10 protein-coding genes and 1 tRNA gene are annotated in these 14,508 nt (G+C 68.7%); 3 read left to right on the forward strand and 8 right to left on the reverse strand.

Annotated elements, in window-relative coordinates; all coding sequences use genetic code 11:
• Window positions 1–170 precede the first annotated feature (170 nt).
• The gene (locus E3O49_RS09900; RefSeq protein WP_134366597.1) at window positions 171–1,175 is read left to right on the forward strand and encodes an adenosine deaminase; all 1,005 of its coding nucleotides are present in this window, start codon (window positions 171–173) and stop codon (window positions 1,173–1,175) included.
• A 21-nt stretch (window positions 1,176–1,196) separates the two neighbouring features.
• Here E3O49_RS09900 and E3O49_RS09905 read toward each other — a convergent pair whose 3' ends face one another.
• A complete protein-coding gene (locus E3O49_RS09905; protein WP_134366598.1) occupies window positions 1,197–2,213 on the reverse strand; it encodes a magnesium and cobalt transport protein CorA in 1,017 nt (338 codons plus the stop codon).
• Between the two features lie 88 nt (window positions 2,214–2,301).
• On the opposite strand from E3O49_RS09905, the gene E3O49_RS09910 reads away from it, so the two are divergent.
• Complete coding sequence (locus tag E3O49_RS09910; RefSeq protein WP_134366599.1) at window positions 2,302–3,072, forward strand: 4'-phosphopantetheinyl transferase family protein; 771 nt, start codon at window positions 2,302–2,304, stop codon at window positions 3,070–3,072.
• On the opposite strand, the gene E3O49_RS09915 is transcribed toward E3O49_RS09910, so the two are convergent.
• From E3O49_RS09915 to E3O49_RS09925, 3 genes are all read right to left on the reverse strand, one after another.
• Entirely contained in the window at window positions 3,045–4,334 is a 1,290-nt protein-coding gene (locus E3O49_RS09915; protein WP_241976228.1) for a M1 family metallopeptidase, read from the reverse strand. The genes E3O49_RS09910 and E3O49_RS09915 overlap by 28 nt on opposite strands.
• Before the next feature lie 84 nt (window positions 4,335–4,418).
• A complete protein-coding gene (locus E3O49_RS09920) occupies window positions 4,419–8,351 on the reverse strand; it encodes a Pls/PosA family non-ribosomal peptide synthetase (RefSeq protein ID WP_134451436.1) in 3,933 nt (1,310 codons plus the stop codon).
• Window positions 8,352–8,470: 119 nt separating this feature from the next.
• Entirely contained in the window at window positions 8,471–9,328 is an 858-nt protein-coding gene (locus E3O49_RS09925) for a Cof-type HAD-IIB family hydrolase (protein ID WP_134365101.1), read from the reverse strand.
• A gap of 259 nt (window positions 9,329–9,587) precedes the next feature.
• On the opposite strand from E3O49_RS09925, the gene E3O49_RS09930 reads away from it, so the two are divergent.
• Window positions 9,588–11,906, forward strand: coding sequence for an FdhF/YdeP family oxidoreductase (locus E3O49_RS09930; RefSeq protein WP_134365100.1), 2,319 nt, complete (start codon window positions 9,588–9,590; stop codon window positions 11,904–11,906).
• On the opposite strand, the gene E3O49_RS09935 is transcribed toward E3O49_RS09930, so the two are convergent.
• The 4 genes from E3O49_RS09935 to E3O49_RS09950 all read right to left on the reverse strand — a co-directional run bounded on the left by E3O49_RS09935 (window position 11,895) and on the right by E3O49_RS09950 (window position 14,278).
• On the reverse strand, window positions 11,895–12,209 hold the full coding sequence (locus E3O49_RS09935; RefSeq protein ID WP_134365099.1) for a DUF6457 domain-containing protein: 315 nt from the start codon (window positions 12,207–12,209) through the stop codon (window positions 11,895–11,897). The genes E3O49_RS09930 and E3O49_RS09935 overlap by 12 nt on opposite strands.
• Window positions 12,210–12,372: 163 nt before the next feature.
• Window positions 12,373–13,392, reverse strand: coding sequence for a YihY/virulence factor BrkB family protein (locus E3O49_RS09940; protein WP_134365103.1), 1,020 nt, complete (start codon window positions 13,390–13,392; stop codon window positions 12,373–12,375).
• A 209-nt stretch (window positions 13,393–13,601) separates the two neighbouring features.
• Window positions 13,602–13,937: a hypothetical protein gene (locus E3O49_RS09945; RefSeq protein WP_134365098.1), complete on the reverse strand. Its 336-nt coding sequence runs from the start codon at window positions 13,935–13,937 to the stop codon at window positions 13,602–13,604.
• A 269-nt stretch (window positions 13,938–14,206) separates the two neighbouring features.
• Window positions 14,207–14,278 (reverse strand) — tRNA-Arg (locus tag E3O49_RS09950).
• Between the last annotated feature and the right edge of the window lie 230 nt (window positions 14,279–14,508).

Genomic DNA, 14,508 nt, shown 5'->3' on the forward strand with positions numbered 1-14,508 from the left:
GGGATTCACCGGCAGGCTGCCCGTTTTTACCGGGATTAGGGGCCAGAACGGCCCGTTTCGGCGGGATTCGGTCCGAGCGGCCGTCCGAGCGGCCGTCCGAGCGACCACCCGCACGACAGCCGGGGCGGCGGCGAGGGCCGGCGCCGATCCTTCTCGGCGAGAATGGTTCAATGACACTCCCCCTGGTCGAACTCCACCTGCACATCGAGGGAACACTCGAACCCGAGCTTATCCTCGAGCTCGCCGCGCGCAACAATGTGCGCCTGCCGTGGGGCTCCCTCGACGAGCTGCGCGCGCAGTACGAGTTCACCGATCTGCAGTCTTTCCTGAACCTCTACTACCGCAACCTCGACGTGCTGCGGGAACGCATCGACTTCACCGATCTGACCCGCGCCTACCTCGAGCGGGCCCGCACCGCCGGCGTGCGGCACGCGGAGATCTTCTTCGACCCGCAGGCGCACACGAGCCGGGGCGTGCCGCTGCTCACCGCCCTGGGCGGGGTGCGCGATGCCCTCGACGCCGCCGTCGACTCGGTCGGCATCAGCACGAAACTGATCGTGACCTTCCTGCGCGACCGTCCGGCCGCCGAGGCGCTGCAGTTGCTGCGGGAGATCCTCGCGAGCCCGCACCGGATCGACGGCATCGGGCTGGACTCCGCCGAGGTCGGCTATCCCCCGGAGCTGTTCACCGAGGTCTTCGACCTGGCCCGCGCCAACGGGCTGCGCCTGGTCGCCCACGCGGGCGAGGAGGGACCGCCGGAGTACGTCTGGCAGGCCCTGGACCTGCTGGGGGTGGAGCGCATCGACCACGGCATCCGCAGCCTGGAAGACGAGGCCCTGCTCGACCGCCTGGTGCGGGACCGCGTTCCGCTGACCGTGTGCCCGTTCTCGAACGTGCGGCTGCGGGTCATCGACACCCTCGCCGGGCATCCGATCATGCGGATGCTGGACCGCGGCCTGCTCGTGTGTGTCAACTCCGACGACCCGGCGTACTTCGGCGGCTACATCGACGACAATTTGACGGCCCTGGACCGCGAGTTCGGCCTGGGCCCGCACCGGCTGGCGCTTCTGGCCCGGAACGGGATCGAGGCCTCGTTCCTCACTCCCGCCGAGAAGAGCACCCTGGACGACGAGGTCGGAGCCTGGCTCGACGCGCAGCCCCAGGCATCCGTCTGACCCCGGTCAGGCCGGCGGGTCCTACAGCCAGTTGTTCTTCCTGAAGACCAGGTAGAGTCCGATCCCCATGGCCAGCATCAGGGACAGGGCGAACGGGTAGCCGAACACCCACCCGAGTTCGGGCATGGCCTTGAAGTTCATGCCGTAGATCGTGCCCACCAGGGTGGGCGCGAACAGGATGGCCGCCCAGCTGGAGATCTTCTTGACCTCTTCGCTCTGGGCGACGCTGGTCTCGGACAGGCGGCGCGTCTCCTCGTTCTGACGCTGGGTGACGAGGGTGCTGTGCACGGTGAGCGCGTTGTCCAGCAGCTGCCGGAACGCGGCGCCGCGCTCGACGACCCGCAGGGTGTGGTCGAGCACGTCACGCAGGTAGTGCTGCAGTTCGGTCGGGGCCGCGTACTTGCCGAAGCCCTTCTGCAGCGCCTCGAGCATGCCGACCAGCGGCTGCGTCGCGCGCTGGAACTCGATCACTTCGCGGGACAGGTCGTAGATGCGCCGGGCCACGGCCTGGTCGCCGTCGAAGAGCTGGTTCTCGATCTCGTCGATGTCGTTCTCGAGCCCCGCCACGACCGGCCCGTACTCGTCCACGATCTGGTCCAGGATCGCGTAGAGCACGGCCTCGGGCCCGAGGGCCAGCAGTTCCGGCGCCTGCTCCATCCGCAGGCGCACCTTCGCGAGATCGGGCGACTCGGCGTGACGGATGGTCGCCACGAAGTCCGGGCCCACGAACACGTGCAGCTCGCCGAACTCGACCCGTTCCTCGGCGTCGATGTAGCGAGCCGGCCGCAGCACCACGAACAGGATGTCCCCGAAGCGTTCCAGTTTCGCGCGCTGGTGGCCCTTCAACGCGTCCTCCACCGACAGGTGGTGGAGGCTGAACTCGGTGGCGACGGAGCGCACCTCGGCCTCGGACGGGCGGTACATCCCGATCCAGGCGAAGCCGTTCCGGGACTTCATGGCCGCGTAGGTCTCGTCGAGCGTGTCCGGGTTGGCGGCTCGATGCCCGTTCACGTAGATTGCGTTGTCGATCAGTGCCACGGGCGCTCCTTATATAGCAGCTACAAGTGTCGCATCCGTCGGGAGCGCCGCCCGCCGCCTCCGACGGTCCCGGCGGTAGGTTGGGGGCGTGAATGCTGAGCGAACGCGGGACGTGTTCGTCGTGGTCGCCCCGCGCGGGGCAACGGATGCCGCCGATCGCGGCTTCCTGGCGGCCGCCGCCGCCTGGGTCCTCGGCGTGGATCCCCGACACGTGTCGATCGACCGCACCTGTGACCGTTGCGGCGGCAGCCATGGCAGACCGGTGCTGAACGTTCCTCCGAGCGCGAAAGGCCGCACCCTGCACCCCTGGCCCCTGCACGCCAGCCTCAGCCGGGCCGCCGACGCGGTCGCCGTCGCGCTGACCTTCGCTGGACCGGTCGGGGTCGACATCGAGAGCCTGGCGGCCGTCTCCCGGGCCGACTTCGACCGGGTCGCGTTCGGGGCGGCGGAGCAGGGCGCCCTCCACTTCGTCCCGCCCGCCGACGCCGCGGCCGCGCGGGCCGCCCTGTGGACGGCCAAGGAGGCGATCCTCAAGTGCACCGGCGACGGACTCCGGGTGGACCCGCGGGACCTGACCGTCACGCTGACCGCCGCCGCTCCGACGGGTGCAGCCACGGATGCCGCCGCCCCGCACCTCGCGGCCTGGCCGGGGGCCGGCTTCCCGCTGGACACGATGCGCCTGGCCCGGTTCGATCCGGGGCCGGGACTGGCCGGCACGGTCGCCGTGCACACCGACACAGTGCACACCGACACCGTGCACACCGGTGCCCAGCTCACGGTGCTGCAGCTGACCGCCACGGACATCCGTCGGCGGCCAGGCCACCGGCCGGCTCAGAGTTTGGGCAGCACGGTCCGGTAGATCCAGCGGTCGACGATCCGGCGCACCTCGCCGCTCCCGGTGTGCACCGAGAAGAACTCGACGAAGTCGTCCGTGGAGATCGACCCGTGTCGCCGGTCGCGGGTGTACGCCCGCACGGCGCCGAAAAAGCCGTCGTCGCCGAGCTCGCGGCGCAGGGCGTGGAGGGCGAGCGCGCCGCGCTTGTAGACCCGGTCGTCGAACATGTCGTGCGGTCCCGGATCGCCGACGACGATGTCGCGGGGCAGCGCGTCGAGCAGCGCGCGGTGCTCGGCCGCGCTCCGGTCTGCGGACGGTCCCCCGCTGGCCTCCCCCCACAGCCACTCGGCGTAGCACGCGAATCCCTCGTGCAGCCAGATGTCCTGCCACCGGGCCACAGTCAGGCTGTTTCCGAACCACTGGTGGGCCAGTTCGTGCGCGATCAGCCGATCGCTGCCGTGCGCCCCGTCGACGTGGTTGCGGCCGAAGACGGCGAGGCCGTGCGCTTCGAGCGGGATCTCCAGCTCGTCGTCGGTGACCACGACCGAGTAGGCGCCGAACGGGTACGGCCCGAATCGGGCGGTGAAGAGGGACAGCATCTCCCCCAGCCGGCCGAAGTCAACGGCCACTTCGCGGGCGAGGTTGGCGGGGAAGAAGATCCGCTGGGCGACCGGGGCGGCCGCCAGGTCGGTGCGCCGGTAGCGGCCGATCAGCACCGACGCCAGGTAGGTGGCCATCGGCTCGGGCACATCGAACGTCCAGGCGGTGCGACCCGATCGGGTCGACCGGGCGATCAGCTTTCCGTTGGACACGACCGTGTACGGGTCTTCGCAGGTGAGCCGGATCCGGAAGGAGGCCTTGTTGCTCGGATGGTCGTTGCACGGGTACCACGACGCCGCGCCGGTGGGCTGGCCGGCGACGAGCACCCCGTCGTCAAGCTCCTCCCAGCCGACGTCGCCCCAAATGCTGCGGAGCGGGCGCGGCGCCCCGCGATACCGCACGCTCACCTCGAACCGATCGCCGGCGTCGATCGGGGTCGCCACCAGGATCAGCAGCTTCCGCGCGGCGTGGATCACCTTGTGCGCCCGCACCCCGTTGACCGTGACCCGGTCGACGCTGAGCCCGTCCAGGTCGAGGCTGAACCGGTCCAACCTCATCGAGGCCAGCGCGGTGATGGTCGCCGTCGCCCGCAGCTGGTTGGTGGCCACCCGGTAGTCGAGGTCGAGGTCGTAGTGCTGGGCCAGATAGCCGCCGTTCCCGTTCTGCGGTGTGTAGGCGTCATCCACTGTCGGCGCACCGTGGGTCGGCGCGCCGTTATTCGGCGGCACCGGCCGAGACGGGAGTGAAGACTTGTTCTGAGGCATGGGCCGTCAAGTCTGCCACGGCAGCGACCGCCACGGCGAAATCGGGTTGCCCGACCAGACCGACCCGGCGGGAACCCGTTCGCCCCGCATCACGAGGGAGGCCGGCCCCACGGTGGCGCCCTCGTCGACCGAGGCGGCCGGCAGGATCACGCTGTGCGGCCCGAGCGTCGAGCCCGCGGCCAGGCTGACGCGGTCGAGTTGCATGATCCGGTCGTGGAACAGGTGCGTCTGCACCACACAGCCGCGGTTCACGGTGGCGCCGTCGGCGATGGCGACGAGGTCCGCTTCGGGTAGCCAGTACGACTCGCACCACACCCCGCGGCCGATTCTCGCCCCGAGGGTGCGCAGCCAGAAGGCCAGCGCCGGGGTGCCTGCCGCCTTCGCCGCGAACCAGGGCCGGGCCACCATCTCCACGAAACTGTCCGATACCTCGTTGCGCCAGATGAACGAGGACCAGAGCGGATGCTCGGTCGCCCGGATCCGGCCCACCAGCATCCACTTGGCCGCGGTCGTGACCAGGGCCGCGACCATGCCGGCGGCGAGCATGACCACTCCGGACAGGGCGATCGCCCAACCGAGGCCGAGCCGGAGCCAGAGCCAGGCGAGCGCGGCGAGCACGCCGAGCGCGATCAGGGCTGTGACGATGACCGGAACAATGCGCAGCAGTTCCCAGAGCGCGCGCCGGGTCACCAGTCGCACCGGCGGGTGGAAGGTGAGCGTCTCGTCGACGTCGGTCGCGATGCGCCGCAGCCGCTCGGGCGGGTTGCCCAGCCAGGACGAGCCGCGTTTGGCCTTCCGCGGAGTGGAGGAGAGCACGGCGACGAGACCGTTGCGCGGAACGGTGCGCCCGGCGCCGGCGATTCCGCTGTTGCCCAGGAACGCGCGCCGGCCGATCTTGGCCGGGCCGATGCGCAGCCAGCCCCCGCCCAGCTCGTAGCAGGCGACCATGGTGTCGTCGGCGAGGAACGCGGCCGGGGCGATGGTCGTCAGGGCCGGGATCAGCAGGACGGTCGAGGCCTCGACGCCCGCGCCGACCTTCGCCCCGAGCAGCCGCAACCAGATCGGGGTGAGCAGGCCGGCGTACACCGGGAACAGGAGTGTGCGGGCGCCGTCGAGGATGCGTTCGGTCATCCAGACCTGCCAGCCGATCCGGCTGCGCACCGGGTAGTAGCCCTCGCGCAGCCCCACGCCGAGGGCGCGCACGGACGCGACCACCAGCAGCGCGTAGACGAGGCCGGCCGCGATGACCGCGACCGGCATCATCAGGGCCGCCCGCCCCAGCGCCGCGGACAGGGTCGACGCGTCACCGATGGCCGCGCCGACGATGAGGGCGCCCACGATCACGGCGATGACCGGCAGCGCGGTCATGCCGACGGCCCCGGCCGCGAACGCGGTCAGCCAGCGGCGACCGCGCGGCGGGCGCTCGGCCGGCCACGACCCGTGCGCGGCGCCCATCCGGATGGCGGGTGATCCCGCCCAGCGTTCGCCGGCGGGCACGACGCCGGAGACGGCCGCCCCCGGCTCGATCACCGCTCCGGCGCCGATGCGGGCTCCGCCGAGCAGGGTGCTGCGGGACCCGACGGTCGCCTCTTCGCCGATCCGAACCCGGCCGATCCGGAGCACGTCGCCGTCGATCCAGTAGCCGGCCAGGTCGGTCTCGGGTTCGATCGCCGCCCGGGCGCCGATCTCCAGCATCCCGGTCACCGGCGGGAGGGCGTGCAGATCGACGTCGTGCCCGACGCGGGCGCCCAGCGCCCTGGCGTAGTAGCTGATCCACGGCGCCCCGGCGAGGCTGGCGGCGTCCACGAGCAGCGCGACCTGTTCGGCCAGCCACAGGCGCAGGTGCACCGAACCGCCGCGGGGGTAGTTGCCCGGTTCCAGGCCGCGCAGCAGCAGCCGGGCTGCGATGACGGAGATGGTCATCTTGCCGGGCGGGGTGACGAACAGGAGGAAGCCGAGCGCGACCCACCACCAGGAGAGCGTCGGCGCGAAGGTGGCGCCGGCGGCGGCGAGCAGGTTGTTCGCCGCCGAGAGGTAGACCAGCCAGCGCGCCCCCACGAGCACGTGCAGAGGAATGCCGAGCAGGCTCTGCGCGATCCGGCTGCGCAGGGGCACGGGCAGCACCTCGCGCCCCCGCTGCGGGACAGGCGGAACCCGGCCGTCGAGTTCGTCGGCGAGCGAGCCGAGCCGCGGGTAGTCGTAGATGTCGGAGACGCGGGTGTCCGCGAAGCGCTGGCGGATCATCGACACGAACTGCGCCGCGGCGAGCGAGCCGCCGCCGTTGGCGAAGAAGTCCGCGTCTGGCCCGTCGGCTGCGACGCCCAGGATGGCGGCCCAGCTTTCGGCGAGCCAGGCCGCCGTCGGCGACAGCCGGGGCGCTGCGCCGGCGTCGCTGCCGGCCGGAAGCGGCCAGGGCAGGGCGGCTCGGTCGACCTTCCCCGAGGTGCGAGTGGGCAGGTCGTCGACCACCGCGAGCAGTGGCACGAGCGCGGCGGGCAGTTCCTCCCGCAGACGGATGTTCGCGGCGGCGCGGTCGAACTCGGCGGCGCCCTCCGTGCGTGCGAGGTAGCCGACCAGCACCTTGTTTCCGGCCGGCGTGATCTGCACCACTGCCGCGGCACCGGCCACCCCTGGCAGGGCCCGCAGGGCCGCCTCGACCTCGCCGAGTTCGATTCTCCGGCCGCCGAGCTTGACCTGGTCGTCGGCCCGGCCCACGAACACGAGGCCCTCACGCTCGTAGCGCACCAGGTCGCCGCTGCGGTAGGCGCGGTGCCAGCCGAGTCCGTCGTGGGCGGCGTATTTCTCGGCGTCCTTGCCGGCGTCGAGGTAGCGGGCGAGCCCGACCCCGCCGATGATGAGTTCCCCGGTCTCGCCGTGGGCGACCCGGTCCCCGGCCGCGTTCAGGACGGCCAGGTTCCAGCCGGCGAGGGGCAGTCCGATCCGAACCGGCCCGTCGCCGTCCAACCGGGCGGCGCAGGCGACGACGGTGGCCTCCGTCGGGCCGTAGGTGTTCCAGACCTCGCGCCCCCGCACCGAGAGCCGGGCCGCGAGTTCGGGCGGGCAGGCTTCGCCGCCGAAGACGAGGAGCCGCACCTGTTCGAGCGAGTCCTCCGGCCACAGCGCGGCGAGGGTGGGAACGGTCGACACGACCGTCACGCCGTGGGCGATCAGCCACGGACCGAGGTCCGCGCCGGACCGAACCAGCGACCGCGGGGCCGAGACGAGGCAAGCGCCGTTCCGCCAGGCCAGCCACATCTCCTCGCAGGAGGCGTCGAACGCCACCGACAGTCCCGCCAGCACGCGGTCGGCCGGTCCGATCGGGTCGGCGGGGAGGAACAGGTCTGCCTCGGCGTCGACGAACGCGGCCGCGGAGCGGTGGCTGACCGCGACTCCCTTGGGCACCCCGGTCGACCCGGAGGTGAAGATCACCCACGCGTCGTCGTCCGGGGTCGGCATGGTGCGGTCTGTTCCGGCGAGGGCCAGGTCGTCGCCCGCCGGCAGCATCCGTTCGGCGAACAGTTCGGCGTCGAGCGACTCGCGCACCGCGAACACGCCCCGGGGGCCGATCACGCCCACGACGCGGGCTTCGCTGAAGACGAGCCGCGCCCGCTCCTCCGGGTCGTCGGCGTCGACCGGAACGTAGGCGGCGCCGACGGTGAGGGTGGCCAGGATGGAGACGTACAGTTCGCGGGTGCCCGACGGAATGCGGATGCCGACGGTGTCGCCCCGGCGCACCCCGCTGCGGCTGAGCCGTTCCGCCTGCTCGCTGACCAAGCGCATCAGGCTGGAATAGTTGATCGCGCCGTCCTGGTCTTCCAGGGCGAGCGCGGTCGGATGCCGGTCGGCGGTGCCATGCAGGATGTCGATGAGGGTACGCGCCGCCGGCGCCCTGGATCCGGCCTCGAGCACATCCTGGCCGGACTGGCTCTGGATCTGCATCGCGCGCTCCTTGTCCGGGTCGCGGTGCCGTCCACCGCGCGAGCCACCAGTTTAGGACGCGCAGGTAACCGGCGGGTGTCGGGTTACGAAGACACCGCATCCGGATGCCACGCGAGGGATCAGATCAAACCCTGGCGGCGGAAGGCATTCCAGACACCGTTATCGAGCACGGTGGTGGTGACCTCGTCGGCGTGGGCTTTGACGGCATCCGTGGCGTTGCCCATGGCGATGCCGACCCCGCAGACCTGCAGCATCTCGATGTCGTTGCTGCTGTCGCCGATGCCGATGGCGGATGCCGCGTCCAGGCCGAGCCGGTCGAGGAGCCGTAGGACCGTGGAGCCCTTGTTCACGCCGTTCAGCGTCACCTCGCCGCTGCCGCGACCCATGTGCGGGATGGTGCCGGTGATGACGTGGAATTCTCCGCTGAGCGCCTCCGAGACGCGGTCGTACGCGCGAAGGTCGCCGGCGAGGAACACCGATTTCGCGATGCCCGTGTAGCTGTACGGTCGAACGTCGGCGAATGCCATCAGGGCCGGGTGATCGTCGGCATCGGTGACGGATGCCGGGTCAGCCCCGGTTCCCGCCTTCCGCTCTGTGTCGGCCGCGTGGTCCTCCGCGAAGCGGTCGCGCACGCCGGGGCTCGGGTACAGCTCGTCGAAGGACTGCAGGTAGAAGTCGTACCCCGACTCCTCGTAGAAACCGATCATCCGCGCCACCGCATCTTCGGGCATGGTGCGTTCGATCACGAGTTCGTCGCCGATTTCCGCGAACCCGCCGCCGGAGCTGATGGTCCCGTCGAAGCCGATGTCGCGGATCGCGGGGTAGATCTCCACGGATGCCCGACCGGTGCTCAGGTACACCAGATGCCCGTTGCTCCTGGCGGTGCGCACCGCGTCGATAGTCGAGTCTGCGATCTCCGATCCGGTCTCGATCAGGGTGCCGTCGACGTCAACGAACGCGATGCGGGGGGAAATCATGGGGCACTCCAGACGAGGTGGTCTCGGGGACGCTGCATCTTCGGAGACCACCGGAGCGGTGTGATCGTATACTCCGACGCTATCCGAGATTTGTTGCTTGCTTCACGTCGGCATCCGCTGTCACTCCGACCACCGGTTCGCAGCCTGACAATAGGGGGCACGCACTTCCGATGACCCTCGTGAGGTGATTACTGTTGGTTCGGGGGTGCGAAACCCCCGCTTCGGGGGCGATCCCTCGCTGCGACTGGACGTGAAAGGCATGGCCACGGTGAGCAAGAACCCCAAATTCGAGGAAGCCGACGAGAGCGAACTCGAGGTCAGCAAGCCCAAGGACTGGGCCGCAGGAATCCCCGGCGTGATGCACGCGATGGTGCCGGCCATCGAGCAGATGGGCGTCAACCGGGCCCGCAAAACGGTGCTTGCGATGAACCAGAAGAAGGGCTTCGACTGCCCCAGTTGCGCCTGGCCCGACCCACACCACCGCAAGGCGTTTGAATTCTGCGAGGAAGGCGCCAAGGCCGTCACCTGGGAGGCGACTCCCGTCGTCATCGGTGCTGATTTCTGGGCCGAGCACTCCGTGAGCGACCTGCGGGGACGCAGCGAGTACTGGCTCGGCATGCAGGGTCGACTGACCGAGCCTGTCTACAAGCCCGCCGGCGAGGACCACTACCGCCCCATCACCTGGGACGAGGCCTTCGAGCTGGTCGCCACGAAGCTCAACGCCCTGGGATCTCCGGACGACGCGGCCTTCTATACCAGCGGCCGCACATCCAACGAGGCTGCGTTCCTGTACCAGCTGTTCGTGCGCGGTTACGGCACCAATAATCTGCCGGACTGTTCAAACATGTGCCACGAGTCCTCCGGCTGGGGCATGGGGCAGACCATCGGCATCGGCAAGGCAACGGTCACCTTCGACGATTTCGCCGAGGCGGACCTGATTATCCTGATGGGCCAGAACCCCGGCACCAACCATCCCCGCATGCTCAACGAGCTGGAGGCCTGCAAGCGCAATGGCGGCAGCCTGGTCGCTGTGAACCCTCTGCCCGAGGCGGGGCTGAAGCGGTACAAGAATCCGCAAACTGTTCGCGGCGTCGCGGGTAAGGGAACCGAGCTGGCCGACCAGTTTCTGCAGATCAGGCTTGGCGGCGACATGGCCCTCCTGCAGGCCGTTTCCAAACGGGTCCTCGACGCGGAGGCCAGGAACCCCGGCACGGTTTTGGACCACAAGTTCCTGGCGGAGCACTGCGAAGGCCTTGAGGAGCTGAAAGAGCACCTGGCGCAGCTCGACGAGCAGGAGGTGCTCGACGCGACCGGTTTGCGGATCGAGGAGATCGACGAGCTCGCCGAGCGGTACCTGAAGGCGGACAAGGTCATCATCACCTGGGCCATGGGCATCACGCAGCAGAAGAAGGGGGTCGCCACCATCAAGGAGATCATCAACCTGCTGCTGCTGCGCGGTAACATCGGCAAGCCTGGAGCCGGCGCTTCTCCGATCCGCGGCCACAGCAACGTCCAGGGCGACCGGACCATGGGCATTTGGGAACAGATGCCCCCGGCATTCATGGACGCCCTGGGGAAGGAGTTCGGCTTCGAGCCTCCGCGGGAGCACGGCGTCGACGCCGTCGACACGATCCGCCGCATGCAGGACGGAAGAATCAAGTTCTTCCTGGCCCTCGGTGGAAACCTGGTGGCGGCAATCTCGGACACACACGCGGCGGAAGCGGCGATGGAAAATTGCGACTTCACCGCCCAGATTTCCATCAAGCTCAACCGATCCCACACTGTCACCGGCACAGAGGCACTCATCCTGCCCACGATGGGCCGCACTGAAATCGACATTCAGGAGTCCGGCACGCAGTTCATCTCCGTCGAGGACACCGTTTGCGCGGTGCACGCGTCGTGGGGCAGCGTGGAACCCGTTGCCCACACTCTGCGCTCCGAGGTGTCGATCATCTCTCGGCTGGCCAAGGCGACCCTCGGCGACAGGATCAACGCCGACTGGGACGGCTTTGAGAAAAATTATGACCTGATCCGCGACCATATCTCCCGGGTCGTGAAGGGGTGCGAGAACTACAACGAGCGGGTCAGGCAGGATGGCGGCTTCATCATGGCGAATGGCCCGCGCGATTCCCGCACCTTCAACACGCCCACCGGCAAGGCCGTGTTGACCGCGAATGACCTGGAGCCGGTGGAACGGCCCGCCGGGACCCTGATCCTGCAGACCCTGCGGTCCCATGATCAGTGGAACACGACCATCTACGGCTTCAACGATCGATACCGGGGAATCCGGAAAGGCCGCCACGTCATCATGGTCAACGCCGAAGACATCACCGAACTCGGTTTGGCCGACGGACAGTTGGTGGACATTTTCGGCGAGTACAAGGACGGCAAGGAGCGCGTGCTGCGAAAGTTCCGCGTGGTCTCCTACCCGACGCCGCGCGGGTGCGCCGCCGCTTACTATCCGGAGGCAAACGTCCTGGTGCCGCTCGATCACGTGGCGGATGGCAGCAACACGCCGGTCTCGAAGGCGGTCATCGTTCGCCTGAAGCCGTCCGGGTCAGAGCCCTTACTGGGCTGAGTCCACCCAGCCCTTGCTGTCCGGGCCGTCCTGAGTGCCGTCGGATACCAGTCCGCGGGCCTTCTGCACTGCGGTCTCGACGGCGGACTGAACCTCCTTCTTGCCGCTGTTGGTCGCCTGTCCGGCAGCGAAGCCCACGATAAAAGCGCTGAGGGGCCCGGCGGAGGGGCTGACGGACCTGGATTCCTCGGCCAACTGCAGGATCATCTGGGTGTCGACCTCGAGGTCCAGGATCTGCAGGGCCTGCGTCAGCCGTCGACTCCACTGGGCCAGTGCGAGCTCTTCATCGGACGAAACGGTCATCGGTGCTCCTAGTCTGGTGGCTCGTCCCGGAATGCCCGGAAGCGGCATCCGTCAAGACTTGCACCCTTGCCGGCGAAGCACAACGCACGGGCAGTCCGGGACTCTGAGGGCGGGATCCCGTCCTCGATGTGGACTCTTCAGGAGACCGGCCCGGTGTTTACTTCTATTTCGTTCTCGTCGGTTCGCCGTCGTCACTCGGTGTGCTGTGCTCCCGCAGACGTCGGCCGAGCTTGATGTCCTCGCGTGCCTTGTCGGCCGCCTTGTCGCTCTTGCGGGTGTCCCGCGGCGGCAGCTGAATCTCTTCCTCGGCGGCGATGCCCGCCTGCAGCTGCCGGCCCCGTTCCAGCTCCGCATCGAACTCGGCGCCGACGAGCAGGGCGAGGTTGGCGATCCACAGCCAGAGCAGGAACACCACGATGCCGGCCAGAGAACCGTAGGTGCGGTCATAGTTGGAGAAGTTGGTGACGTACAGGCCGAACAGGAACGAGGAGACCGCCAGGGTGATGAGCGCGAGTAATGCCCCCAGGCTGATCCAGCGGAACTTGGGCTGCTGGGCGTTGGGAGTGGCGTAGTACAGGATGGCGATGATCAACACGGCGGCCAGCGCCAGGATGGGCCACTTGATGACGGACCAGACGAGCTGCACGGTCTGCCCCAACCCCAGCGCGCTGCCGAGCGCATTCGTGACCGGACCCGACACAATCAACACCACAAGCACCACCACGATGAGCAGGATGCAGACCACGGTCACGCCCAGTTGCATCGGGCGCAGCTTCCAGAACGGCCGCCCCTCTTCCATCTCGTAGATGCGGTTCATGGCCCGGCTGAACGCGCCGACGTAGCCGGATGCCGACCACAGCGCCAGCAGGATGCCGCCGACGAGGGCGACGCCGGCCGCGGGCGACGAGCTGAACTGCTCCAGCGGGGCCCGCAGAGTGTCGGCGGTGCCACCGGGGGCGACCTGGTCGACGAGAGAAAGGATCGAGTTCGTCGCGGTATTACCCTGACCGAACACTCCCAGGAGCGAGATGAGCGCGATCAATGCGGGGAAGATCGACAGCACGGCGTAGTAGGTGAGGGCGGCGGCGAGGTCGGTGCACTGGTCGGCCGAGAACTCCCGCAGGGTCTTGCGCAGCACGTACTTCCAGGACGGCTTGGCGATCTCGGTCAGCGAGTCGGGCATGCGGGCATCGTCGGGCGCCGGTGCCCGGTCGTGCTTGTCGCGCGTGCTGTTTCTAACCACTGGGTGCTCCCCTCGGCTTCGTCAGCGGGAGATTCGTGCGCGCATCATTTGCGGCACCGCTTAACGATTTCGTCCAGCTTCATTCACTCGGGGACGGAATTCAAGCCAATTCGACTGATGTCCTCAGGAGGGGGACAGACGACAGGGGCCTACGGCATGTCCCATTCGTAGTCCGGACAGGAGAGCGCCTCGGTGTAGGCCACCTCGCTGGGGGCCGTGATTGTGCCCACGCGGCCGCGAAGGTAGGCGACCGCTTCGACGGTGTCGGGTTCCCCCGCGCTGGATTCTTCCGGCACGCTGATGAGCTCGCTGCGTGGACCGACGACCATTTGCACGACCATCTCGTCACCGTCGCTGTTGACCGCGGGTAGTTTGATCAGCTCGGACACGTGGCCGTCCGGAAGGGCGACGACTAACTCCAGGAGTGCATCCGCGGCCCCGTCAGTTGTCAGGAACGACTCTCCGCCATACGAAATCTTCTTCATGTACTGACTCCCTGCCTAGTTGACGCGATGCGCCCAAAGCGACGTCAACCTGACGCGGACTCTGAGACGGGTTGGTTCGGCACGGAGTGAGCCATCAGCCACAACCGAAATGAACGGTGATAAATTACCACGCCAGCTCATTCGCCGCTGTCGGAGAAAAGGTGGACGTCCCTGGGGCGAGTCTGCAGCGACTGGGCTCAACCCGTCCCCGTTCGGGTACACCCGCAGAGATCCGTGTTGCCTGAAGATCTGTGTTGCCTGAAGAAATGTGCCCCTGGAGGGATTCGAACCCCCAACCGTTTCCTTAGGACGGAACTGCTCTTCCGTTGAGCTACAGAGGCTGGCTGTTGAAGTTTAGCTGTTGTCTCCCCCCTCCGCAGTGCGCGGGCTCACGCCTGCCGAGACCCGGTGACCGCTAGTTGGTGGAATCGGTGGCCCGAGGGTGCGCGCGCGGCCGGGCTCCACGGTCGCGGCCGGCCTGACTGGCCCGGTGGGCGCGGTGGTCCTGGCCCGGTACCCAGGTGCGGGCCGGGTCGTGGCAGACCGGGGCCATGACCTCGGGTTTGCCCCG

Source organism: Cryobacterium shii (assembly GCF_004402595.1).
GTDB lineage: Bacteria > Actinomycetota > Actinomycetes > Actinomycetales > Microbacteriaceae > Cryobacterium > Cryobacterium shii.